General features: G+C 49.6%; 22 protein-coding genes, 1 tRNA gene and 1 CRISPR repeat array. Of the genes, 14 read left to right on the forward strand and 9 right to left on the reverse strand.

What is annotated here, in order from left to right:
- Positions 1-247 precede the first annotated feature (247 nt).
- Both AAX04_RS03315 and AAX04_RS03320 read left to right on the forward strand, forming a co-directional pair.
- Positions 248-670 carry a hypothetical protein gene (locus AAX04_RS03315; RefSeq protein WP_066793963.1) on the forward strand — a complete coding sequence of 141 codons (423 nt, stop codon included), beginning with the start codon at positions 248-250 and terminating at the stop codon, positions 668-670.
- Positions 648-1,298, forward strand: coding sequence for an HAD family phosphatase (locus tag AAX04_RS03320; protein WP_066793965.1), 651 nt, complete (start codon positions 648-650; stop codon positions 1,296-1,298). Before AAX04_RS03315 ends, AAX04_RS03320 begins: the two co-directional genes overlap by 23 nt.
- Here AAX04_RS03320 and AAX04_RS03325 read toward each other — a convergent pair.
- Complete coding sequence (locus AAX04_RS03325; RefSeq protein WP_084761169.1) at positions 1,295-2,536, reverse strand: MFS transporter; 1,242 nt, start codon at positions 2,534-2,536, stop codon at positions 1,295-1,297. The two genes, AAX04_RS03320 and AAX04_RS03325, sit on opposite strands and share 4 nt — an antisense overlap.
- Before the next feature lie 87 nt (positions 2,537-2,623).
- Positions 2,624-3,427 (reverse strand): hypothetical protein, encoded by an 804-nt coding sequence (locus AAX04_RS03330; RefSeq protein WP_066793967.1) that lies wholly within the window; start codon positions 3,425-3,427, stop codon positions 2,624-2,626.
- A gap of 76 nt (positions 3,428-3,503) precedes the next feature.
- Between AAX04_RS03330 and AAX04_RS03335 the strand changes: the two genes are divergently transcribed.
- The 5 genes from AAX04_RS03335 (at position 3,504) to AAX04_RS03355 (ending at position 7,409) form a co-directional block, all read left to right on the forward strand.
- On the forward strand, positions 3,504-4,382 hold the full coding sequence (locus AAX04_RS03335) for a hypothetical protein (protein ID WP_066793970.1): 879 nt from the start codon (positions 3,504-3,506) through the stop codon (positions 4,380-4,382).
- Between the two features lie 66 nt (positions 4,383-4,448).
- The gene (thpR, locus tag AAX04_RS03340) at positions 4,449-4,994 is read left to right on the forward strand and encodes an RNA 2',3'-cyclic phosphodiesterase (protein ID WP_066793974.1); all 546 of its coding nucleotides are present in this window, start codon (positions 4,449-4,451) and stop codon (positions 4,992-4,994) included.
- Between the two features lie 141 nt (positions 4,995-5,135).
- Positions 5,136-6,143: a DNA repair and recombination protein RadA gene (gene radA, locus AAX04_RS03345; RefSeq protein WP_369818404.1), complete on the forward strand. Its 1,008-nt coding sequence runs from the start codon at positions 5,136-5,138 to the stop codon at positions 6,141-6,143.
- A gap of 106 nt (positions 6,144-6,249) precedes the next feature.
- Complete coding sequence (locus tag AAX04_RS03350; protein ID WP_066793979.1) at positions 6,250-7,137, forward strand: CBS domain-containing protein; 888 nt, start codon at positions 6,250-6,252, stop codon at positions 7,135-7,137.
- The gene (locus AAX04_RS03355) at positions 7,137-7,409 is read left to right on the forward strand and encodes a hypothetical protein (protein ID WP_066793982.1); all 273 of its coding nucleotides are present in this window, start codon (positions 7,137-7,139) and stop codon (positions 7,407-7,409) included. Before AAX04_RS03350 ends, AAX04_RS03355 begins: the two co-directional genes overlap by 1 nt.
- Here the strand turns inward: AAX04_RS03355 and hemC are convergent.
- Both hemC and AAX04_RS03365 read right to left on the reverse strand, forming a co-directional pair.
- Positions 7,380-8,297: a hydroxymethylbilane synthase gene (gene hemC / locus AAX04_RS03360; protein ID WP_066793985.1), complete on the reverse strand. Its 918-nt coding sequence runs from the start codon at positions 8,295-8,297 to the stop codon at positions 7,380-7,382. The genes AAX04_RS03355 and hemC overlap by 30 nt on opposite strands.
- A 59-nt stretch (positions 8,298-8,356) precedes the next feature.
- Positions 8,357-9,993: a CRISPR direct-repeat array (repeat unit 25 nt; unit sequence CCTTCAATTCTCTTTTGAGATCCTC).
- A gap of 649 nt (positions 9,994-10,642) precedes the next feature.
- Positions 10,643-11,884, reverse strand: a complete 1,242-nt coding sequence (locus tag AAX04_RS03365; protein WP_066793988.1) for a glycosyltransferase family 4 protein — start codon at positions 11,882-11,884, stop codon at positions 10,643-10,645.
- A gap of 101 nt (positions 11,885-11,985) precedes the next feature.
- Here AAX04_RS03365 and AAX04_RS03370 point away from each other — a divergent pair, with 101 nt between their 5' ends.
- Positions 11,986-13,338 carry an FAD-dependent oxidoreductase gene (locus AAX04_RS03370; RefSeq protein WP_066793991.1) on the forward strand — a complete coding sequence of 451 codons (1,353 nt, stop codon included), beginning with the start codon at positions 11,986-11,988 and terminating at the stop codon, positions 13,336-13,338.
- A 116-nt stretch (positions 13,339-13,454) separates the two neighbouring features.
- Here the strand turns inward: AAX04_RS03370 and AAX04_RS03375 are convergent, their stop codons facing one another.
- Together AAX04_RS03375 and AAX04_RS03380 are read right to left on the reverse strand one after the other, a co-directional pair.
- Complete coding sequence (locus AAX04_RS03375) at positions 13,455-15,254, reverse strand: ATP-dependent DNA ligase (protein ID WP_066794043.1); 1,800 nt, start codon at positions 15,252-15,254, stop codon at positions 13,455-13,457.
- Between the two features lie 309 nt (positions 15,255-15,563).
- Positions 15,564-15,652 (reverse strand) — tRNA-Lys (locus AAX04_RS03380).
- A 158-nt stretch (positions 15,653-15,810) separates the two neighbouring features.
- Between AAX04_RS03380 and AAX04_RS03385 the strand changes: the two genes are divergently transcribed.
- Positions 15,811-16,389, forward strand: coding sequence for a class I SAM-dependent methyltransferase (locus AAX04_RS03385; protein ID WP_066793994.1), 579 nt, complete (start codon positions 15,811-15,813; stop codon positions 16,387-16,389).
- A gap of 27 nt (positions 16,390-16,416) precedes the next feature.
- Here the strand turns inward: AAX04_RS03385 and AAX04_RS03390 are convergent, their stop codons facing one another.
- Both AAX04_RS03390 and AAX04_RS03395 read right to left on the reverse strand, forming a co-directional pair.
- Entirely contained in the window at positions 16,417-17,172 is a 756-nt protein-coding gene (locus AAX04_RS03390; RefSeq protein ID WP_066793996.1) for an endonuclease V, read from the reverse strand.
- A 352-nt stretch (positions 17,173-17,524) separates the two neighbouring features.
- A complete protein-coding gene (locus tag AAX04_RS03395) occupies positions 17,525-18,868 on the reverse strand; it encodes a TrpB-like pyridoxal phosphate-dependent enzyme (protein ID WP_066793998.1) in 1,344 nt (447 codons plus the stop codon).
- A 153-nt stretch (positions 18,869-19,021) separates the two neighbouring features.
- On the opposite strand from AAX04_RS03395, the gene AAX04_RS03400 reads away from it, so the two are divergent.
- The 5 genes from AAX04_RS03400 (at position 19,022) to AAX04_RS03420 (ending at position 22,428) form a co-directional block, all read left to right on the forward strand.
- Positions 19,022-19,441 carry a PaREP1 family protein gene (locus AAX04_RS03400; protein WP_202904417.1) on the forward strand — a complete coding sequence of 140 codons (420 nt, stop codon included), beginning with the start codon at positions 19,022-19,024 and terminating at the stop codon, positions 19,439-19,441.
- A 358-nt stretch (positions 19,442-19,799) separates the two neighbouring features.
- Positions 19,800-20,975, forward strand: a complete 1,176-nt coding sequence (locus AAX04_RS03405) for an aconitase X catalytic domain-containing protein (protein ID WP_066794046.1) — start codon at positions 19,800-19,802, stop codon at positions 20,973-20,975.
- Between the two features lie 123 nt (positions 20,976-21,098).
- A complete protein-coding gene (locus tag AAX04_RS03410; protein WP_066794003.1) occupies positions 21,099-21,374 on the forward strand; it encodes a hypothetical protein in 276 nt (91 codons plus the stop codon).
- A 3-nt stretch (positions 21,375-21,377) separates the two neighbouring features.
- The gene (locus tag AAX04_RS03415) at positions 21,378-21,842 is read left to right on the forward strand and encodes an SWIM zinc finger family protein (RefSeq protein ID WP_084761171.1); all 465 of its coding nucleotides are present in this window, start codon (positions 21,378-21,380) and stop codon (positions 21,840-21,842) included.
- On the forward strand, positions 21,805-22,428 hold the full coding sequence (locus AAX04_RS03420; RefSeq protein ID WP_162270106.1) for a class I SAM-dependent methyltransferase: 624 nt from the start codon (positions 21,805-21,807) through the stop codon (positions 22,426-22,428). The genes AAX04_RS03415 and AAX04_RS03420 overlap by 38 nt, the downstream gene beginning before the upstream one ends.
- A gap of 13 nt (positions 22,429-22,441) precedes the next feature.
- On the opposite strand, the gene AAX04_RS03425 is transcribed toward AAX04_RS03420, so the two are convergent.
- On the reverse strand, positions 22,442-23,479 hold the full coding sequence (locus AAX04_RS03425) for a hypothetical protein (protein ID WP_066794017.1): 1,038 nt from the start codon (positions 23,477-23,479) through the stop codon (positions 22,442-22,444).
- Positions 23,480-23,863 lie beyond the last annotated feature (384 nt).

Raw genomic sequence — 23,863 nt, forward strand, 5'->3', positions numbered from 1 at the left:
CCTGCGCTACCATTGGTGTGGATGATCTAACCATCATTTAGGGTAGGTGTGGGTTAGGCAAACGTTTTGAGGCCTTTTGGACGTTGAAGAGCTTGATGATGGACAGGTCTCACCCATCAGGGTGAGGGAGGGGTTGCGCATGTGCAGTGGCTTACTGGCTAATTAACCTGTGGTTGATGGCTAAGGTTAGGTTGCCATGGTTTTTCCCTGGGGAATTTTTATATTGGTGAACCCGTGGGTTAACCTTATGAGCAGTCAATATGACGAGTTAAGGGAGATTCTGGAGACTTTAAAGAGAATTGAGGATAAGCTCGATAAGGCTGGGTTATCTGTTTTAGCCGACGTTAACCTGTCAACCACATTAACATCGTTAATAAGGCTCCTAACCGAGCCGAAGGTCATTGACCTGATAAACAAGGCCGCGAATATACTTAACGTGCTGAGCATGATTGATCCTGTACTGCTATTATCGTTAATGTACTCCGTGAGCTGCATGAATAAGGCCATGAGCAGTGATGCTTTAAACCCACCCAACGTGACCATTAATGAACTGCTCAGTGAACTATCTAAGCCCGAGTACGGCAAGGCACTTGGAATGATCCTGGTTACGCTCAGGAACGCCTCTAAGTGCCTTGAGGGGGGTGGTGATGTTAAGGGGGGTGGTACTTGACTTGGATGGTACATTAGCCGACACAGCCATTATACATGGTGAAGCCTGGAGGAGGGCGCTAAGCGACCTAGGTGTGCAGGCCAGCGTCGATGTTGAGCAATTACTGGGTAGGAGGGCACCGGAGATAGCCTTTGAGCTAGCTGGAGGTGATAGAGAGCTGGCGGGGAGGCTACTGGAGAGGAAGAACATGCACTTCAAAGGCCTTGTGAACCTGGCTAAACCCAAGCCATGCGCACTGGAGCTCCTTAAGACGCTTAGGGAGCTTGGGGTGAGGTCGAGTGTCGTGACTTCATCAAACAGGGTCTCAGCATACTCAGTGCTTGAGGCTACATCAATGCTTAACCTAATCGACCACGTGGTGACGGGGGATGACGTGAATAGGGGCAAACCCGACCCTGAGCCGGTCCTAAAGGCCCTTAAGCTAATGAACACAGAGCCGAGGGGCACCATGGGTATTGGGGACACGGTGTATGACTATGAAGCCTACTTAAACGCCGGCTTAGGAATAATAGTAATAGTCGAGAACCCCCTCATGGCTAATAGACTGGCTCAGCTTAAGGAGGCTATTATAGTCAATGACCTGTGTGCAATCACCAAAGCCCTCAATGTGATTTTCAGCGGTGGCTAGGAGAACAAAGGTACCTTACTTCTCTTAGGTGGCTTAGGTACTAAGACCCAAAGCAACCCCGATACGAAGGCTAGGATTACCACCACCAGCATTGCATGTTCAAGCCCTAGGGATTCGCCGTAGGTGGCGGAGTAGTATTGAGCCAGCAACCCGGTGATCAGCGAACCAACCACATTACCACCAGTAACCGCCACGTTCCACACTATGCTAGTCGCCCAACCAACCAACTCCCTAGGGACAACGTCACCAACCACAGCCATTATTAATGGGAAATTGCTTAAGAGAAACATGAATGAGAAGAAGGCGTACACAAGGCTTCCGGTAAATATAAATGCGATGAAGAATGCGGCGAAGGCAAATGTTGATAGAGACGCCATCAACCTCCTACCAATCCTGTCACTCAACCAGCCAAGCAGTGGCTGGCCAATTATTGCTGACGAGAGTATCAACGCTAACATGGCGCCGTAATTGACGCTTAAACTTATGTGTAGGTTCTTGTTAAGGTAGATTCCTATGAAGGTCTGGATGCCCTGCCCAACGGCATTCCTTAGGAGCGTGATCACAGTTAGTAGAGCTATGAGACCTATTGAGACCCCTAGACTTTTGGCGTAGGCTGCCGATGCCCTCCGTTCCCTCACTGGATCGACGTCAAAGTACCTGAGACTGTAGATGAGGACACCGATGCCTATCAAACAAGCCACCAGCGCAAAGACCCATAGGTTAAACCCGTAAATAACCCCCACACCGAACACGGCTATTGATGCCAGCAGTGGGTATAGTGACCTGCCTAGGCTCCCAAAAGCCCCATTAATACCCAGCGCTAAGCCCGCATTACCGCCATACTTGCTTGAAAGCACTGTACTACCTATGGGGTGGTAGAAGGCTGCCGCCACGCCTGCTAGTAAGACACCTGCGTACACTAGGTAGAGTAGGTGCATCTGGAAGCCGAGGGCAATTACACCTATGGATAACCCCCACATCAGCATCCCAGCCCCCATAGCCCTCATGTGGCCCCCAGTCAACCTCACCGTTAAAGGTACCAGTGGGCTTGCCAGTGCTGAGATTAGGGCGTATAGTGATGATAAGATGCCTATTGTGGCGTAGTTAATGTTCATTTGGCTTAGTATTGGAAACACAATACCTGGTATAATCCACATATTCCCATCGTTTATGAAGTGCCCCAATGCCGTTAAGCTTAATATGGTTCTCCCACCAGTACTAACCTTGCTCATAGCCATGGGTCTATTCGGGTTACACGAACGTTTTATAAAACTTTCCAGCTCTGTAGGTTGCAACTCACTAAGCTAAAACTGAAATGCTGACTCCTAAAGGTTGACTATGGTTAGGTACAGTATGCTGGATGGTACGTAAAGCACGGCTAGGTATATGATGGCTATGTGCTCGAAGAGCACTCCGGTATCTAGGGCTGTTAGGGTCGATAGCATTACCAGTGATAGTACTGGGGCTAGGTAGCTGATTATGTAGATTGGTATTAGGATTTGCTCTGTTAAATGCACCATGAAGTAGTACAGTAGGCTGACTATGCTCAATGATATTGCTATTGGTATCAGTGAAACCATTATGTTGGAGATTTCCCTCAAGTGAATAACCATGGGCTTTAACCTATACGATATTGCGTAATCCAACACCCCGTAGGTAATTATGGATATGGGGCTTATGTACCACGGCACAGCCATACCCATGTAGGGGAATATGAGCAGCAGCTTAACGTTGGTTAACCAGGCCATTATGAGGCTTAGCAACACCACGGGTGTGGACATGGAGAGCAGTATTAATGGGTTAATGTAGTATAGGTAAGTCCACACAGGCCTAAGTGAAATTACATTAAGGACCCTGTTGAATGCCGATAAGCCGCGCCACGCATCCTCAAGGCCCTTAGGTATCCTCCCCAGTAGTTCAATTCCCCTATCAGTAATTAAGTACCTGTTACTCCTCTTAGTCACAATTCCCCTAGCCCTCAACTGCTCAAGGTCGTAGACTATTATGGATAGTGGGATGTGCGGCGCCAGCCTGGCAATCTCCTGAATGTCCTTAGGTCCATCCTCAAGCAGCGTGAGTAGTAGAATCCTCCTCGGCATTGAGATTAAGTCGGCTAAGTCCTCAGCCACATTACTGATTAAGCCACCTATCTTTAAACTATTACCGTTTAAGTAAGTTTTAAAAAGAATTACCGAGCATTAATGGGTGAAGTTAAGGATGGAGCAGTTGGAGAACATTAAGAGGTCTATATTGGCTTACATACAGAGGAGGCAGAGGGTTAAGTTGAGTGAATTAAGGCAGTGGGCAATTGAGAATAACGTTGGTTTACTGACCCTTTACGTAACGCTAGGCAGTATTATCCAGGAGAAGCAGAGGGACCTGGTACTAGGCCCCCCTGAACCACTGGTTAACAGCGATGTTGAGGTCATGGGCAGGTTACTTGACCTTAAGCTGCCAAGCGAAATAGCCATACAGGTTAAGCAAAGAAGGGGGAGCGTCAAGCCTAGTCAACGTAGGCGCATAAAGGGCCAGAGGACACTACTGGACGTCCTCAAGGGCCAGGAGACCCAGCCTAAGGAGGTTAAGCCAACAGCCAGTGAAGCCGCCATTAGGGTTGAGGTTAAGGAGGAGACCGAGGAGACCGTTGGTTCAACTGTTGTTGAGACTACGGCGAGTAGCCAAGAAAAGGTAAACCCCAGCGAAGCCTCAACTCAGGAGGGTGAGGCGGTTGAGGTTAATGAGAAAGAACCTGCGCCTGAGGCGCAGGGCATTAACCTGGTTAACCCCACCCAGCTAACCCTTAGTCAACTTGCCCAGTTACTCTCCTCAGAACTCAAGATAAACCAGGAGGATGCAGTTAAGGTGTTGTCGTCTATTGGGCAGTACCTTAACAGGTATTGGAGTGTTGGGTTGATTAGGCTAATGGAGGATGCAGCCAAGGGCCTCAACCCAGACCTGGTTCAAAGGGTGCTTAAGGTGCTTGAGAGGCTCGGGTTTATTGAAATAGTTAACCCAGGCATCATTAATAGGAGGAGGGATGTTAAATTCCCCGTCTCTGAGACCAAGATAAGCGACCTTGCCTAGCAGGGCAACTGCCATTAATGGCCACCGGGTTAATGCTTTAAATCCAGTATAACCACTAGACCTGTAATGGTTAGGCTATTCGTAGCCGTGGATCTTTCAGATGAGTTAAGGGGTAGGATAGTGAGGTTCAGGGATGAGGTGGCCAGCAGTGGTGCTGATGTTAAGCCTGTTGAGGATGAGAACCTCCACATAACCATTCGATTCCTGGGTGAAGTCAGGGATGAACTGCTGGGTGATGTCATGAACAACTTACGCACCTTAAGCTTCAGTAAATTTAATATTCATGTTAAGGGTGTGGGGGCATTCCCAACTTTAACATCACCGAGGGTTATTTGGGTTGGCGTTGAGGAGGGTGCGGAGGAGCTTAAGTCCCTTCACGATGAGGTTGAAAGGCTGGTGGGTAGGTATGGGGTTAGTGATGAAAGGGAGTTCACGCCGCACATAACCGTGGCTAGGGTTAGGGGTAGGGCTGGCCCACTGGGTAGGTTGATTAACCAGTGGAGGGAGTACGATTTCGGCTGGCAAGCCGTGGACTCAGTGGTGCTTAAGAAGAGCACATTGACGCCGAGGGGACCTATATACGAGAACCTACTCACCGTTAGCTTAAGGTAACCCCCATTGCCAGAGTTAGGTTTTTAAGCTTTACGTTTCGTTTTAGCTTGAGTAAATATGCCACAGGTTAGGAGGAGGAGGTTAGGTGAGGAAGAGGAGGAGCCCATTGAGGAGGATGCCACAACTGAAGCCGCTGCGGAAATGGAGGTTGCCGAGGGCGCAGAGAAGCCAGCAACAGGCGGCACGGCTCAGGTTCAGGCGCAGGCCTATGATGTGGAGGAGATTGAGGGGGTGGGTAGGGTTACTGCGCAGAAGCTTAGGGAGTCCGGCTACAACACGGCGCTTGACGTAGCCTACGCCGGGGTTAAGGAATTGGCTGATATACTTGGCAGTGAGGATAGGGCTAGGCAGATAATAGCCGCAGCCCAGAGGTTGGTTGGTTTAAACAACTTCGTAACGGCGCTTGAGATCTACGAGAGGAAGAGGAATGTCCAATACATCTCAACAGGAGTTAAGGCACTTGACGAGTTGCTTGGGGGTGGCATTGAGACTAGGGCTATTACTGAACTGGTGGGTGAATTTGGGTCAGGTAAAACCAACTTCTGCCACCAATTATCAGTAATGGTTCAGCTACCTGAGGATAAGGGTGGGTTGAGGGGTAAGGCGTTGTTCATAGACACTGAAAATACCTTCAGGCCTGAGCGCATAGTTCAGATAGCCAAGTACAGGGGGCTTGACCCAAAGGAGGTGTTGAAGAACATATTCTACGCCAGGGCTTACAACAGTGACCACCAGATGCTGATAATAGATGAAGCCAAGAAGATAATACCCAAGGAGAACATTAGGCTAATAGTCATTGACTCACTGGTAGCCCACTTTAGGGCAGAGTACCCGGGTAGGGAGAACCTGGCGGAGAGGCAGCAGAAGCTTAACCACCACATTGCTCAATTGCTTAAACTCGCCGATATATACAATGTAGCCGTGGTCGTGACTAACCAGGTTATTGCCCAGCCTGACATGTTCTTCGGTAACCCATTGAAGCCGGCTGGTGGTAATGTCATAGCCCATGGCGCAACCTACAGGATTTGGCTCAGGAAGGGTAAGGAAAACATTAGGGTTGCTAGGATACTTGACTCGCCAATGCACCCTGAGAGTGAGGCCACGTTTAAGATAACTGAGGAGGGGCTCATTGACGGGGGGCAGCAGTAGGCCATTAACCTATTCGTTAATAGTCGTAAATATTTACGACTATTAACTTCACCATAATGTTAATATTCAGATAATTTTATAAACTGGTTATTGGCTATTGGTATGAATGAGCTTCCCGCCAACGTACATGAGGGTTGTGGAGACACTGCTGGAATTGTACAATGTTCATAAGAGACCGATAAAGAGTAAGGAGATTGCGAACAGGCTGGGCATGAATGAGGGAACCGTGAGGAACATTATGGTTGCGTTAAAGGCCATGAACCTGGTTGACAGTAAGACAGGGCCCTACGGTGGATTCATCCCTTCACAGAAGGCGATTGAGTTCGTTAAGTCGCCTATGGTTGTTAATCCGGTTAATGATATTGCGCAGATTTACATCAACGGGAAGCCCCTTAACATTTACGCGACAAGCATTGAATTGGTTAATATTTATAATCCGTACATGAGCAAGGCTATAATAAAGGTCCTGGGTAACATTAAGGCCATACATCCAGGCGATAATGTTAGGATTGGCCCAACTGTGAACGCCAGGGTTATAATCGAGGGTGTGGTGCTTGAGGACAACTCACTCTCCAAGGAGGTGGTTATTGTCGTTAAGAAGCTCCTAGCCATACCTAAGATAAAGGTGGTTGACATTATGACTAAGGAGTTAGCCATGGTTAACTACAATGAGCCACTGTTAACTGTTGCCAAGGTCATTGCTGAAAGGAAGATCAGGGCCTTGCCCGTCGTGAACGATAACGGCGAGTTAATGGGCTTAATAACGAGTTCGGATGTAGCCAAGGCCTTCAGCGATGGCGCATTCAATGCCCTCGTAAAGGATTACATGAGGCATGAGGTACCGATAATAAGTTGGGATAGGGACATTTACGACGCAATGAGGCTAATGATGAGCTACAACATTGGCAGGCTCATAGTGGTTAACCAGGAGCAGAAGCCAGTGGGCATAGTCACCAGGACAGACATATTAAGATACCTGGCACCCCTGGGTTAATGAAGTGTGAACTATGCCTACTAAATGAGGCGTCGAGGGTTTGCAGAATATGCGGCAGGCACGTGTGCGTTGACGACTACGTTGAGGATAAGGGGATATGCATAGCATGTAGGGACACACTATGCTACATATGCGGTGAACGGCTGGCCGTATCTTTATGCGCCAGGTGTGGCAAACCAGTCTGTAGGTTGCATAGCGTTAGGGTGGGTTTGGTTAGGTATTGCGTTAACTGCGCCAGGGAATTAGGGATTCTTCATCAACCTGGAAACTAACTCATGGGCGTTACTGAGTAGTTCCTCGGCGGCCCTCCTACCCACCCCCTCAGGGTCGCTTAAGCTACCCCTAACCATGCCTGTGAATTTACTGGTTCCATCTGGGTCAACAACCCCGTATACGAAGTCCATTGAGTCTCCGTTTACGGTTGCTAAACCACCGAGGGGTACATGGCAGCCTGCCCCTATCCTGCTTAGGAATGCCCGCTCCGCAATGGCCTCCCTGAAGGTATCCTCATCATTACTCCTCCTAAGCACCTTAAGCAAGTCCTCCCTATCCCTCCTAACCACAACCCCAATTACACCCTGCCCAGGGGCGGGCGGCATGAGTAATGGGTCTATCTTATTAACGCTGATATTAACGTTAAGCCTCTCCAGGCCGGCCGCCGCCATGATTAGGGCATCATACCCACCCCCCATGAGCTTCCTAACCCTCGTGTCCACGTTACCCCTAATGGGCTTAACCACTACGTCACGCCTAATTGAGAGCAGGAACCCCCTCCTCCTGAGACTTGAGGTACCCACCACCGAGTTGCTTGGCAGTGAATCAATCGTGTAACCCCTCACAGAGACCACGGCATCCCTCGGATCATCCCTAGGTGGAGTCATTGCAAGGGTTAATTCGCTGCTTATCTGGGCTGGCATATCCTTGAGACTATGCACAGCTACGTCGGCCTCACCCCTAAGTAAGGCTAGGTTAACCTCCTTCTCAAAGATACCCTTAACACCTATCTCGTAAAGTGGCTTATCCAGTACAACATCACCCGTAGTTCTAACTATAACTAGCTTGAACTCAACGTCTGGGTTAAACTCAAGTATCCTCCTCATCACTATTTCGGCCTGCCTAATCGATAGGGCCGAACCCCTGGTGGCAACCCTAATTATCATCACTACGTCACCCTAAGCACCATTGATAAATTCTTCCCTCACACCAAGGTGTTAACCCTTCTTCAATTCTCCTTTGAGATCCTCCCTGGTTCACGACCTCATTCGTAACCTCCCCTGCGAGTGGGGTGCCCCTTCAATTCTCTTTTGAGATCCTCACATATCCCACCTACCACGCTTAACGTCAAATATTATTTCCGACCTTCAATTCTCTTTTGAGATCTTCCCTCCACGCACGTGCCATCCTATCAGTACCATTTTTCTCAATTCCTTCAATTCTCTTTTGAGATCCTCTCGTGAAGCCGCTGCCGTATGATGGCTGAATGTACCATATGCCTTCAATTCTCTTTTGAGATCCTCAACCACAGACGCCTGCCGATAAGGCGTTAGCCAACCTGGAGAATCTCCTTCAATTCTCTTTTGAGATCCTCTAACAGGCCCTAGGCCTAAGGGTAAGGTAAGATGTGAATGTCCTTCAATTCTCTTTTGAGATCCTCGCAGTTCCAGGTTACTCCGCTACTGGCTACGGTGTAGTAGCAGCCTTCAATTCTCTTTTGAGATCCTCATTACTAAATGCGGATGCATTGATGGGGGCATAAAAGAACCATCCTTCAATTCTCTTTTGAGATCCTCCTATCCACGACGTCAGCCTTGTGGTTAGGTTAATCGCCCTTCAATTCTCTTTTGAGATCCTCCTGGGTTTGGGTTTGCGTCGCCATAAATAGTCCTTCAATTCTCTTTTGAGATCCTCGTCACAGCGGCTACCTGTTACTAATTCACTCATTTCATGCCTTCAATTCTCTTTTGAGATCCTCTAAACATTGTAACCAAGCCTGGGCAGGGCATTGAACAAACGCTACCTTCAATTCTCTTTTGAGATCCTCTTTCAAGCGCATTCTTGATGAACGCATCCTCGTAGATGCGCAACCAGGCCTTCAATTCTCTTTTGAGATCCTCGCATTGTAGTTGCCTAGTTGATGCGTAGCGGACAGTGTACTGCCTTCAATTCTCTTTTGAGATCCTCTAGAGTTACTGAAAAAGGCAATACCATGCTTGTTACCCGACCTTCAATTCTCTTTTGAGATCCTCTACCTGTCACGTGAAGTATAGCGGGCAGTAGTGGGAGTAGGCCTTCAATTCTCTTTTGAGATCCTCCCCAGGTAGTTACTCAGGTACCTTGTCAACGAGTCCTGGCCTTCAATTCTCTTTTGAGATCCTCATTGGTGTTAAGCCTGGTAGGAGGATGGAGAGGGAGTTGCGTCCTTCAATTCTCTTTTGAGATCCTCATTGTAGCCCAACCACCCGCTAAGCCACCTGCGGCAGGTGGAGGTGCCTTCAATTCTCTTTTGAGATCCTCCCAAAGCATCAACGGCGATAAGCTACTCAATCAACTGCACCTTCAATTCTCTTTTGAGATCCTCCGAGTTGAATGTTATTCAGGGTAGCCCACTGGGTGAAGCAATCAGGACCTTCAATTCTCTTTTGAGATCCTCGTATCAAAAGGTGAGTTAGTAGGTATTATGGATGGGGATAGGAACCTTCAATTCTCTTTTGAGATCCTCACCAATTAAAATAACTGTGAAAATAACCGAACCTCTATTTCCTTCAATTCTCTTTTGAGATCCTCACGATACTCTCCAGGAAACCCTTCGCATAATCCTCAAGGGCAAAGAACCTTCAATTCTCTTTTGAGATCCTCCGGTTGTTTTGGTTTTTTAGGGTTTTTAAGTTTTGTTGTTTATTTTGAATGGTGGTCATTGGAACAGGGTTCTGGGGTTCATTGGATGAGTCATCCGTGTTCCAATGGTGTTTATGGTGGGATTGAATGGTTGTTCCAATTGAAAGGTGATGGAGGAATTGAAATAGTGTTCCAATGGTTCTAAGTCCAATGTAAAATGAGGAGAATGCATGAAACATGCAAAAGTAACGATGAAGCAGATGAACACAAAGAAGCATGAACCAAATAGCAGAAACGCATGAAACATGCATTTTAAACAGTTAAAATGCATGGTAACTTGCCTAGTTGTTTTTGGCCGTATCTACATGCAACATACCTTAGGTGTATGCCTCAGGTATCATCGCCTAAACACCTCGTGGTGTGGGTTCCAATAATTCTCAATGAGGACGCGTTACCCCTGAGTGAGGAATCCTACCCTACAGAGCATTCACTGTGCCTTCAGGCGCACCCTAGCTAACCATTGATGTCAAAAAGAACCTGCGCAGCTCTAGAGTTCAAACCCTTACTGGGACTTGAGAGATTAGATGTACAGTAAAGAGGTGGTTAATTACTATGAGGTTTCTTCAATATCTACCCTCATCTCCATACCTCTTGACCGGCTCATCCGTGCCTAGGTGATGCTAATGGTCTTAATCACGTTAGCCACCTTGGTCTCAGGTGCCTTGGACTCCTCGCTGGCTATTTTACCTAACTCCTCCCATTCCCTCAACGCCACGTTAACCCAGTCAAACCTCCTAACGAACCTAAGCCCCTCATTGGCTAAGCCCTCCCTGTACTCCTCATCGCTAAGTAGCTTAGCCGTTACTAGGGCCATGGAGTTAATGTCCCTGAAGGGAACTCTCAACACAGCCCTGGTCCTATAGTTCAGCCTCATCGCCGGTATGTCGTAGGTGATGACTGGTATGCCATGGGCTAGGGCCTCAATGACCACGAGCCCTATTGAGTCAAGCCTGGTTGGGTACACGAAGACCCTTGCCCTGGCCAGGTTGCTCAGCAGCTCCCTCCTGGTTAAGTTAACCTTCACATCAACGAGTCCACTTAACCCAAGCTCCCTAAGCCTAGCCTTAACTAACCTGGGGGTTTCGTCGTCTGATGCACCCATTATAAGCGCCCTAGGCCTCATCCTCATCCTCCTGCGTAGCACATTGAGGACCCTAATGAAGTCGAACACCCCCTTCTCCCTCCTCAACCTACCGAAGAAGACCAGGTCAATGTCCTTGTCACCACAGCTAAAGCAAGCCTCATCAATGCCGATGCCTGGGTCAAGTACCTTAACCCTGGCCCTAAGCCCCATGAGCCTCATCTCGTATGGTATTGACTTGGAGACTGAGAGGACCGTCTCCCCAGATAGAACTGCCTTGGCTATTAGGTACTCAAAGAGCTTGTCGCCTATGTAACCCATGCCGTTTAGCCTTAGGTTAAGCGACATAAGCCTTATCGGGTTCATGGGTAGGTCAACGTCTAGGGCACCTATGACTGGTGTTAATTGAAGTAGGGCAGTCCACTTAACCCCCACACCCTTAAGGAGCATCATCATCCCTATGTGCTCATGGGGCACGTAGAATAGGTCGAAGTAGCTTAAATCACCCTTAATCCTATTCATGGCGTCATATATGTACTTTGGGTAAGCGTAGAAGTGGGTAATCTCCATGGGTGGTAACTCAACCGTGTTATTCTCTATGAAGTCCCTAAACCTGCCCTCGTAGTACGTGTCCAGCATGTTAAGCAACTTAACGTAGTAATTCCTAGGTATCAGGAAGGTGGGCCTCCTAGGGTACCTGTAGGCAGTCTCCAGTATCCTCACATGGCCCCCGGTCAGTGAGGACAGTATTGTAAATAAGGCTACTTGCATTACATGGACCACTGGGTTAACTTGCTTTATTAATATTTCCGCACCTGGACCCCTTTGAAGAAACTGCGCAATGCATATATACGCATGGGGCCTATTCCCCCATGGCCAAGAGGGTAGTTATCGTTGGCGCTGGGGCTGCCGGGGCGTCTGCGGCCGCTAGGGCTAGAAGGCTTGACCCTGAGGCTGAGGTGACCCTAATAGACAAGGGCCCCTTCATAAGCCACGCCCCCTGTGGGATACCGTACTTCATCGGTGGTGTTGTTAAGGAGGCGCAGGAATTGGCAATATACTCACCCGAGGAGTTCGCCAGGGAGAGGAGGATTAACGTTAAGGTTAACGCAGAGGCCTTCGACATTGACGTTAAGAATCAGGTGCTCCTGGTTAGGGAGGGGGGTGTTGTGGTTAAGTACCCCTGGGACGTCTTGGTAATAGCCACAGGCGCCAAGCCCATAACCCTCCCCGTGGAGGGTAGTGAACTGGGTGGCATATTAACGCTTAGGCTACCCCACGAGGCGCCGAGGCTCAGGGAGGAGGTTGAGAGGGCAAGTACCGTGGCCGTGGTGGGTGGTGGTTACATTGGCCTTGAGGTGGCTGAGGCTCTTAGGAGCCTTGGTAAGAGGGTTCTACTCTTCGAAATGATGCCCCATGTACTCCCTACAACGTTTGATGAGGATATGGCGAAGCTGATACACGATGAGTTAACCAGGAACGGTGTTGAGCTACACCTAGGCGAGAAGGTCATCGGCTTCAGGGGTGTTAATGGACACGTGAACAAGGTGATCACGGAGAGGGGGGAGTACATTGTTGATAAGGTTATCATGGGGGTTGGCGTTAGGCCAGACACTGAACTAGCCGAGAGGGCTGGGGTTAAGTTGGGGGAGACTAGGGCTGTCTGGGTTAACGAGTACATGGAGACCTCCGTGCCGAACATATACGCAGCTGGTGATGTTGCGGAGACCTGGAGCTTAATCACAGGTAGGAGGATTTACGTTGCCTTAGCTCCACCAGCCAATAAGATGGGGCAGGTTGCCGGTGCTAATGCGGTTAAGGGTAGGTTCCTGAAGTTCCCCGGCGTGCTGGGTACAGCGGTAACCAAGGTCTTCAACCTCTACGTGGCTAGGACCGGGCTAACTGAGAGGCAGGCTAGGGATTGGGGCTTTAAACCGGTGTCGGCGACCATAAAGGCCAGGACCACTGCCCATTACTACCCAGGTGGGGTTCAGGTTAACGTGAAGATGATTGCGGATGAACCCAGCGGTAGGGTCCTCGGTGTTCAGGTGGTTGGGGCGGATAAAATTACCGCAGGTTACATTGACACGGCAGCCGCCTTAATAGGTAAGGGTGCCACGATAGATGACTTCTTCTTCTCGGACCTATCCTACGCACCACCCACGGCACCGGTATGGCACCCCTTGATAACAGCCGCCAGGGTGCTGTCTAAGGGTAGGTACTAAATGACGCCTAATACTTAGGATGGCGAAGGGGGTGTCAGGTGGGTAGCCGCCTAGGTGACCCACCATCATCCGCCCCAGCTAGTAGCCATTGCTGGTTTTAAATAGCTAACTCCCCCTTAAGGTGCCTGGTCGGTTAACTTAACCTTCTTCTGGCTGTTGTACATCTCAAAGATCTCCTTAACCGTGGTCGCGTCCTCAGGCTTTTTATCAGTCCTATACCTACCCGTGAACCTGGGGAACCTTATGGCTAGACCAACGTCGCCCTTAAGCATTGTTGAACAGCATGTGTGGAGTGGTGACATGGTTATCTCCGCCCCAGTTATCTCCAATACCATTCCTGGCGTGAACCATACGTCGGGCTCCATCTTGGAGACAACCCTTGGGTGCCTGTGGGGTATCTTGTATGGTTCAAGCATCTGGGGCAGCTTCTTAAGGTCCTCATCCGTGAAGCCGCTGCCAACCTTGCAGACCGTGTAGAATTGGTCTGAGTCTGGGTCGTAGGCTGCGAGGAGCAGTGCCCCATAGGTCCCCGCCCTCTTGCCACGTCCCCAGAAGGCACCCACGACCACCAGGTCCATTGTGTCTGATAACTCGCTCTTGTAATCCCTCTTATACTTGATCCACAACCAACCCCTGGCCCCCATCTCGTAGATTGACCCAATCTTAACAGACTTGCACATAACCCCCTCACAACCTGAGGATATTGCATCCAGGAAGAACTTCTCAAGTGTATCGGCGTCGTCCGTTATTATCCAGTCCGCGTGGTGCACATGCTCGTGGGGCTTGATTATGGAGAAGAGGATCTTCTTCCTATCCGGTAGAGGTAGGTCTGTTAAGTCCTGGCCATTAACGTACATTACGTCGAATAGGTATAGGTTAATCGGGTACTCCTCAATGGCCTCCTTAATGTTGTGCTTCCTCTTCCTATGCATCAACTCCTGGAAGGGCCTAAACTCACCGGTATCGGGGTCTATGGCGACCCCCTCACCCTCAACTATGAACTCCTCCGCATCAACAGCCTCACGGACGTACTCGGCTACGTCGGGGTATTGGTTGGTTATGTCTTCCATCCTCCTGCTGAATATCTTAACGGTGCCGTCCTTAAGCTTATGTATCTGCATCCTCTCCCCATCATACTTAAATTCACATATGGCAACACCACCCAGCTTATTCAAAATCTCCTTAGGGCTACTCAACCTCTCAGCCAGCATTGGTTGAATGGGTACACCGGGCGTAACCTTAATCGCCTTAACAGCCTCCTCACCACCCTCGGCAAGGGCCTTAGCTATCCTGCCCAGGTCTGGGTAGACGTGGTAGGCCTTCTCTAGCAGGTCCTTATTAACGTCGAAGGCGTCTGAGAGGGCGTCCAGTATGGTCATGTCGGCTACGCCAAGCCTAAGCCTACCAATCACGAACCTGGTTATGTACTTGGCCTCATCGGGCTCAGCATCGGTTAGTAGGCTTGACAGTATCTTAACCTTGGTGTCCTGGGCTCCCTCACCAGACGCCTTGGCTATGGCCATTAGTGAATCATAAACCTTACTAATGGTCAAACTCCTCTTAGCCTGTGAACCAATGAAGTCGAATATTGACCCACCAGTCCCCTTACTCCTCCTAACCTCCACAGCCCTCCTAGCCACCTCACCGGCATCACCAAGCCTCTTGTAGAGGTCCTCAACCTGCTTAATGGGTAGGCCAGTTGCCATTGAGATAGCCTTAAGGGTCAACCTCTCGGCTAAGCCAAGCTCAACACCCTCCCAGTCAGGTCTTAGGCTGCCTAGGAGGAAGTAAATCACCTTATCAATGACCTGGGGTGGCGTCTTCTTGAGAAGGCTGGAGAGCGCCTTAGCCATCACAGTCCTCTGCGTGGTCGCCTCCACCAGCTTAAGCACGGAGACAATGTTAGAGAACTCCAGGTCAGACTCCACAGGGATTAGGAACACCCTAGTTTAATTAACCTTACGTCACTAAACCCTATAATTAACCACCGTGAAGCCTGCCATGCCTACTAGAAGACTGGCTGTGTAGTATCCATGCCTTAGGTGCTCAGGTAAGGCACCAACTTGCATTTATAATGACGACTCCCACCCTGTTCGTTGAAGGAAGGGTTCATTAACCTTACTTTAAGCTTAATTCATTAAGGCTGATATGCGTGAGTTGAACTATGGTTACATGCATGGTAACAGGAATAGCATTACGGAATGAGACCCAACACAATTTTCTAGCGGGCCCGGTGGGATTCGAACCCACGACCTACGGGTTTCTTCGGTAGCTTAAAAGCCCGCCGCTCTCATCCAGGCTGAGCTACGGGCCCGTCTCCAGATTGCTGGGTTAACCCTTAATAAGCTTATCTTAACTAGCTTCATTTAATTGAAGGGACGCAGGAGGCGTTATTGCAGTAAGCCACGGGTGGTATTGAGTGTTAGGTTTGCGCGTATGTTTTAACTAGCAGTATTATTGACCCTTGTTTAGATGCATAGGTATGGATATTTTGAACAGTTTGATGAGAGGACGGCCCAGGTGTATAGGTTTGTGGAGGTGGCCCTAGGTTGGGCGTACTCCTTCACGGCTAATTTAATCAAGAAAATGGTTAATGCCCCAGCCAGGGTGCTTGAGATAGGGCCGGGGACTGGAGTGTTGGCTAATAGGCTCAGTGGGCTTGGCTACCACGTTGTTGGTGTTGACGTGAGCATGGCAATGCTTAAGAGGGGTCATGGCAGGTTCTGGAGACCGGACTTCATCAATGGGGGTAGTTGGGCCCTACCGGTGATTGATGATTCATTCGACGTTGCCGTGACCGTGTTCACGCTACACCACTGGGGTGACCATGAGTCGTCGATGGTTAACGTGGTGAGGGTCCTGAAACCTGGGGGAGTCTTCATAGTTGTTGAGGCTGATGGGGACTTGTTTGGCAGAGTGATTAGCCACTCATGCACTGCCAAGTGCCTTAGCTACTCGGCGAGGTACTTCAACAGCGTAACCATTAGGAGGAGGTTCCCGTTAATAATAGCAATAGCCAAGGAGCCCCGTAAGGAACTGGCTAAACCCTAATCTTAAGGCAACCATGCCCCAGCACCGTTATGACCGGCATATATCCTTCACGGCCCCGCTTAAACCCGCACTCCCCAGTAGCCTGCTCACCCTCCTCTTAAGTTCACTTGCCTTATTGTGGGAGTGGAGTATGGGTATTGGCATTTGGGAGCCTGCACAAAGCCTCTTAACTAGGCTTAGGGCACTGCCCAGTGATATGCCGTGGCCAATGCTCACGTAGGTGGGTTTACTGGGCGCGCACTGAATAACCCAGCCAATTACCTCGTTGGACACCGGGTCCAGTATCGGCCCCTCACCATGGTTAACCTTACCGTATAGTAGCGACTTAGCCACGCCAATTGTGGGTATGTTCATGCACACCCCGAAGTGGCTGGCTATACCCAACCTGAAGGGGTGTGCCCTACCGTGCCCATCAATGAGGACCACCTGCGGTTTGCTCTTAAGCTTAAGGTAGGCGTTAACCATGGGCTTCAACTCCCTGAAGGAGAGCAGCGTGGGTACGTAGGGGAAGGAAACCTCACCAACCCAACACCCCCACTCAACAACCAGCCCCCTGCTTAGGGAGTAGGTACTGGCAACAGAGATGCCTATCTCCAAGCCGCCACGCTCCACGTAGGCTACGTCAATCCCTGCAACTAGGTCAATGGCCTTAACGTCAACCAGGTCCCTCTCCACCACCCTACTGGCCAACAACCTCTGTATTGACCTAGCCACCTCCAGATGAAACCCCCTAGGCACCTTGGACTTAACGTAACCTTCACTGGGCCCCCTCGAAACCCTCACCACAATCCACCACTTACCCGGTTAACGGGGCACACGGCACTATTAAGCTTAAAGCCAAGGCGCCATGGCCAAAGCCGGCTAATGTGGTACTTGATTTAAGCTGCGTTAAGCATAAGGTATGCATTTAAGATGGCCGATATTACATGGCTCCTTGGCGAAATGTTTAAAAGGCCTATGAAGTATGGCCCCTAACCGCACCGCCCGCGTGGAGCGCCGCAGATCCCGGGTTCAAATCCCGGCGGCCGCACCACCTTTCCCTCCCTTCTACGCCACCTAACCACCGGCTGGGTGAGGTTAAGACACTGCTTATCGTAATCTAAATTTTAAGGCTGTTAATCTCCACTACTTCCCCCTACGCCTTCTCGAAGCCTAGTACATCTGCGAAGTTGCCTAGGTCAAGTAGTCCATGCCCACTGAAGCTAACCAGTATGGTCTTCCTTTCACCGGTCCTCTTAGCCTCATCGGCAATCTCCTTTATGGCTGGTAGCGTGTGCGCGGTCTCCGGTGCTGGTACATAGCCCTCAACCTGAGCGAAGATCTGAGCCATCTTGAAGACCATCTCCTGGTCGTAGTCCCTGCCCTCAACGTAACCCTTGCTCATTAGGTATGATAGTGTTGGAGCCACTGCATGGTACCTCAACCCACCTGCATATATTGGTGGTGGAATGAAGTCGGAGCCTATTGTGTACATCTTCAACTGGGGCAGTACCCTACCCGCATCAGGGTCATCATACCTGTAGATGCCCTTCGTCACCTTAGGCACCTCCAAGGCGCCCACCGCAATGTACCTGCGCCTCACCTTACCACTCCTAAGCTCATCACCTATGAATGGATAGAAGGCCCCACCCCAATTACTCCCACCACCCACAACCCCTATCATCACGTCCGGGTCCTCCCCAATCAACTCAAGCTGCCTCTTAGCCTCAAGACCAGCCACCGTCTTGAACATTATGTCGGCGTTTATGACGCTTCCAACCACGTACTTACCGTTATTCTTAAGGGCGTACTCAGCGGCCTCCGTTATGGCGACACCCAGGCTCCCTGGGTGGTTTGGGTTCTCCTTAAGCAGCCTCCTACCGAACTCCGTTAACTCACTTGGGCTTGGGTGGACACTGGCCCCGTACATCTGAATTAGGAACCTCCTCAGGGGTTTTGCGTAGTAGCTTGCCTTAACCATGAATATGTGCGCCTTCACCTTAAATAAGGCCGCCGCTAACGCCACAGCTGAGCCCCATTGACCAGCACCAGTTTCAGTGGTTACCAGGCTTGCTCCATCCTTAAGGGCGTAGTAGACCCAGGCCAGGGCTGAGTTTACCTTGTGACTGCCTGTGTAGGTGTACCCCTCCATCTTTAGGTATATTTTAACCGGCGCATCAAGGTACTCCTCAAACCTCCTAGCCCTAATTAGAGGCGTGGGTCTACCAACCTGGAGATACCTCTCCCTAACCTCCTCAGGTATCTTAATGAACCTCTCCGTGGAGAACTCAAAACTAAGGGGTTCCGAGGGTACAACCCTCTTCAACAAGTCAAACCTTTTACCATTATCAGGGTCTTGGGGTGGTGGTAGTGGCTCAGGGAGGTCTGCGAGGATGTTGTACCAGTGGTCTGGTATTTCATCAGGGGGTAGGTCCACCCGGTACTTACCTAGTGAGCTACCCAGATAGTAACCACCAGCTTTAAGCCAGACTCCACCCATTTATAAATGTAGGCTGATGGTTAATGACGCAGTAACTGGCCACTGCACAACCTAAGTGACCAGCCATGCGCCAGGAATTGACTAACTAATGATACCCAGCGTACTCCAGTAGCCTGCTTAAAGCTTTATATATTGGCTATGGACCTATGAATTGTGCAGGAGTTGCCGAAGCCCTGGCTTAATCCCATGGCGTATAAGAAGGTTAGGCTTGAGGAGGCCAGGGTTGAGGCTGAGTTGGCTAGGAAGTTCCTGGAGCAGGGCCTCACCAGGAATGCAGCTAGCAAGGTTTTCCAGGCCTGTAAGGCTCTTGTGGCGGCTCTGGCGGTGGATAAGATGGGCGAACTGGAGAAGATGTATAGTGGTGTGGTTAAGATTAGGGGTGGTAGGAGGGTTAAGAGGTCGGAATGGGTAATAGCCATTATGCCGACTAACCACTTAAAGGAAGTTGCCATGATGATTAGCGATAAGGTTAACTACATGGCAAGCATAGCGATACTACTCCGCCAGTACCAGTACAACGGCCCAGATAGGGAGGGGGTTCTAAGCCGTCTCTCTGGAGGCGGTAGGCGTTAGCCCACCGTCTCCTTCTCGACGGTCGCCCCGAGCCCCCTCACCGCAGTGGCTCCCCAACGGTCACCCGCGGCTCCCAGCCACTACGGATCTCAGAAACCCAGGGTAACCAGCAAAGGTATTGAGGTTAGGTTTTAAACTTAACTAGGGATTTAAACATCAAATGAAAAGCAAACACCATAAATGACCAAGAAGGCCAAAACAGCCCCTATAGGAGTGACGAGGCGGCTGAGAACGACATACGACTGCTTATTAATGAGATTGAGGGGATGCTATTAACGCTTTCAGCCTAGGGCGGCGCATCCTAAAGTGGTGTGACGCCTGGGTAACCATTTTAAATGTGCCTGGGCTGGTTAGTAACGTGTTCATTGGTAGGGAGGAGGAGAGGATTCTCAGGGAGGGGGGTTACTTGGCCAAGGCCCTTGAAACCATCATTAAGGTTGGTGATGCCGTTAAGGCCGATAGGCTACTGGACGTGGATACCGTCCACGTGAGCGGCGTCAGCTACTTAACCATAGGTGAGGCTGGGCTGGAGTACCTTAGGGATATTTCAAGCAGTGGAGCCAGGTTCAGGGTCTTCACGACGGTTAACCCGGCTGGGGTTGAGTACGGTAACCTTAACTTACCCATCAGTGAGCACTTCATGAGGAAGCAGATGGAGGTGGTGGATTACCTGGCGAAGATGGGGGCAAGCCTGTGGCTAACCTGCGCACCCTACGAGTTCATTAGGCCTCAGCCGGGTTCAATACACGCCTGGGGTGAGTCAAATGCCGTAGCCTACATAAACTCCGTTAACGATGCCTACACTGAGAAGCTACCGGGGCCGTTCACCATAATCGTTGCCATAGCCGGTAAGGTGCCTAGGTTCGGGCTTTACGTTGAGGAGAACAGAGTCCCTAGGGTTATTGTTAAGGTTAATGCTAGGTTAAACCCGGTTAAGGCCGGTTTACTGGGCAGGGTAATTGCAGGTAAGCTAAAGGGCGAGGTACCACTGGTGGATTACGATGGCTGGGATAGGCAATTACTTAAGTCATTCCTAGCCAGCTACGCAACCTACTCCCCAACCCCACTGGCCATTATCAAGGGGATTAATCCTAACTGGAGCAGGTACGCAGCCATGATGGATAAACCCGATAAATTAACCGTGGATGAGCCCGAGTTGAGGTATGAGCAACCCAGGGACTATGATGCACTCTTCATGGGCTGCCCCCACGCAAGCCTAGAGGAGATAATGACAGTGGTGCGCGTCCTTGAGAAACATGGCTTTAGGAGGCTTAGGAAGCCACTGGTCATATCAACGTCAAGGTTCGTTAGAGGCATGATGAACCCTGAACTGGTTAGTAGGCTTAGGGAGGCTAACGTAATTTTAATCACAGACACATGCCCAATGGTATCCCCAATATTCAATGGGTTAGGCATTAGGAGCACGGCAACCCCCTCATCCAAGGCAATGTTCTACTTACCTAGGCTTGTTAACGTGAATGCAATGCCCTGCAGTATTGAAGATTGCCTGGAGGGTGTCCTCAATAATACATAGTTGGGTAATATTGTGATGATGCCGTTAACGGTGAATGAGCGCTATAGGCATTATGGACTTAACCTGAGGTAAACCTGGTCATTTTACATATAAGTCTTTTAAAAGAGACATTCAGTACAGGGCGTGGCAACCCTTAGGTATAGGTGCCCCTACTGCGGAACCAGGTTAACCATGATTAGCGGTGGTGATGAATTAATGGTTGGGTGCAGTAAATGCGGGATATACGTCATCGTTAACGTTGATGATGCGTTAAGGGAAGTAGACAGTAATGTTTCGAGTGAATCTGTTGAAAAGGCATTGGCCAGGGTTATGTATAAGAAGTACCTCATGTACTCGGTTAAGGCAATGGCCGTGAGGGAGAGCGCTAAAAGTATTAATAACTCCCCCCAAGGTAGATGACGTGTGGTGGAGCTGAGCACAAACGAGGAGTACGCTGAGAAGATGAGGAGCTTCCTAATGCAGTTATCCAATAAATTAAACGTAAGCCTAAACTGGGTTATAGACATTTACTATTGGCTATCCGACAACGTTAAGGCTAGGGAGTTCCAACTTGAGGATGAGGCTAATAGGCCCACTAGGGCTGAGATAATAAGGATATTCGATGATGGGAAGGGGGTTGTTGGTGTTAGGCTTAGGTTCTCGTCGGACAGTAGGAGGAATGAGTACTACTACACCACCGTTGGCAAATACGGCGCTAAATGCACCTGCGAGAGGAATATGATTAACGGTAAGGTGTGTAAGCACATAGTAGCCGGCTTAATATTAATGAACGTGATTAACGTTTTAAAGTATGGCAGGGTTATTAACCTGGATGAGTTCAGGTGGCTTAGTGAGGGAGGTAAAGGAGGCTTACGAGAGGATAGCTGAGGTTTTCAGGGAGTCTAGGGGGAAGCCTTGGACGTGGGTGTTTGATAGATTACCCAACAGAGTGTATGACACAATACTGGATGCCGGATGCGGCAATGGGGCAAACATCCGCTACGCTGTTTCAGCACTAAGATACCGGCTGTACGTGGCGTGTGACGTATCCTACAACATGGTTAAGGGCGTCCAGGGTGAACTAGGCGGCATCATTGACGTTGTTAACTGCGACATTAGGCTACTGCCACTGAGGTCATCATCAGTAGGCCTATATCTGGCGATAGCTGTACTTCACCATTTAAGTAAGCCGGATAGGGAGGCGGCGTACCTGGAGGCCGTTAGGGTTCTTAGGGGTGGTGGCTTGTTCGTGGCCACTGTGTGGGGCTGCGGTAATGGGGGTGGTTGCGATAGGCGCATTAAATGGGCATGGCGCCTTAAGGAGCCTGTGTACAGGTTTTACCACCTATTCGTTAAGGGGGAGTTGGAACATGAGGTTGCTAACCACATGGCGGTTAAGTTGAGTGATGAGGTTTGGGTTGGGCGTAGGGTTAATTACATAGTCCTAGCTAATGCCGTGAGTAAAGACGCTTGAAAACTTAACGGCACTAAATGGAAACCACGGAGTAAACTGCACTGCTTAGGTTTATCCTCTTAACCAGGTCGTAGTTATGCACCTCGGCTATTATGAACTTATCCCTCGTTAACTCAGCTAATAGGCCCAGTAGGACATCCCAAGTATCACCATTCATGCAGTAGTCCAGGTTATCCACAAGCAGTACATCACCCCTCCTCATCAGCATGACTTGCGTCGCCACGGCTAAGATTGTCCTGAGGTGGCAGGGTAGTGGGCCGCCAACCCTGAAGTTACCCTTACTATCCTTAAACCCTATTGTTAAGCTGCCGTTGAATAAACCAACCCTAAGAGACTTGTACCCAAGCTTAGCCAGTGCCCTTCTAAGTAGCCCAATTTCCCCATCGAACTTCGGGTTCATGTACAATTCAGCCAGTGCCTTAATAACCCCCTCCCCATTTCGCCCAATCCACTCCACGTGGTCTAGGGACCTCTCACTACCCTCATACTCGAAGTAGGGGCCTATTAGGTGCACCCTACGGTTAACCAACTCACCTCTAACCAGGTTCATTAAGGCCCTTAACGACTCCAGGACCTCCTCATTACCGCTTATTAACACTGATGCCTCCTGTTCAGGCACCTTTAATGTATCATCACCAACTAGGCTCCATGCATCTATTACGGGGATTTCTATGGGGTGCGTGATCATGGATTTTGAGTCACGTGCCTCAAGGACAAGCAGTGTGTTTCCCCCTGTTTTAACAACCTGCCTAAGCGTCCTTCCATCATGTTCAATCACATACTCAACCTGGTTCTCACCCTCCTTCAAACCAAGTGCAGCAACCCTACTGCTAAGGTCACTATCAACGGTGACCCTAAGCATAATGGTGACCTTACCAAGCCAGTTAACCCTAGACTTAACACTGGCGCCCATGTTGGATAACGTGTTCCAAATAATGTTAATTAACCTCGACTTACCTGAACCAGGAGCCCCAGTTATCAACGTTATGGGCATTAGGTTAATGGCAGCTGATACACCACCCTCCTCCTCAACGGTTAAACCAATTATCATTAATTAAGATGCCTCATAAGCCTTTAAATCTTTACCCATTTCCCTCAATATTGGGGCTGCATTAATTGGCCTTATTATTGAATACAATACCCCCTGGGGTCCCAGCTTTGTAAAACACATCATACGTAATCTTGAATCCCAAACCAAGGCCCTTAATCCTACGCATACTAATGCTAATATGACCCCCTCCTCGCCTTTTTGGGCGAGGGTTTCACTGTGGGGGTCTTGGTTGTTACCCCCTCCATGGGGGTTAATGGTTTACACCATTGGTTGTTACTATGTAGCTCAGTATCTTTTTTGGTATTGGTGCTTCGTAACCTACCCTCTTCGCTATGTTCCTTGCCGCATTCAAATCGGCGTTAATCTTTATTCCAGTTAATTCGC

Origin of the sequence: Caldivirga sp. MU80, assembly GCF_001663375.1 — an archaeon.
Taxonomy (GTDB): domain Archaea; phylum Thermoproteota; class Thermoprotei; order Thermoproteales; family Thermocladiaceae; genus Caldivirga.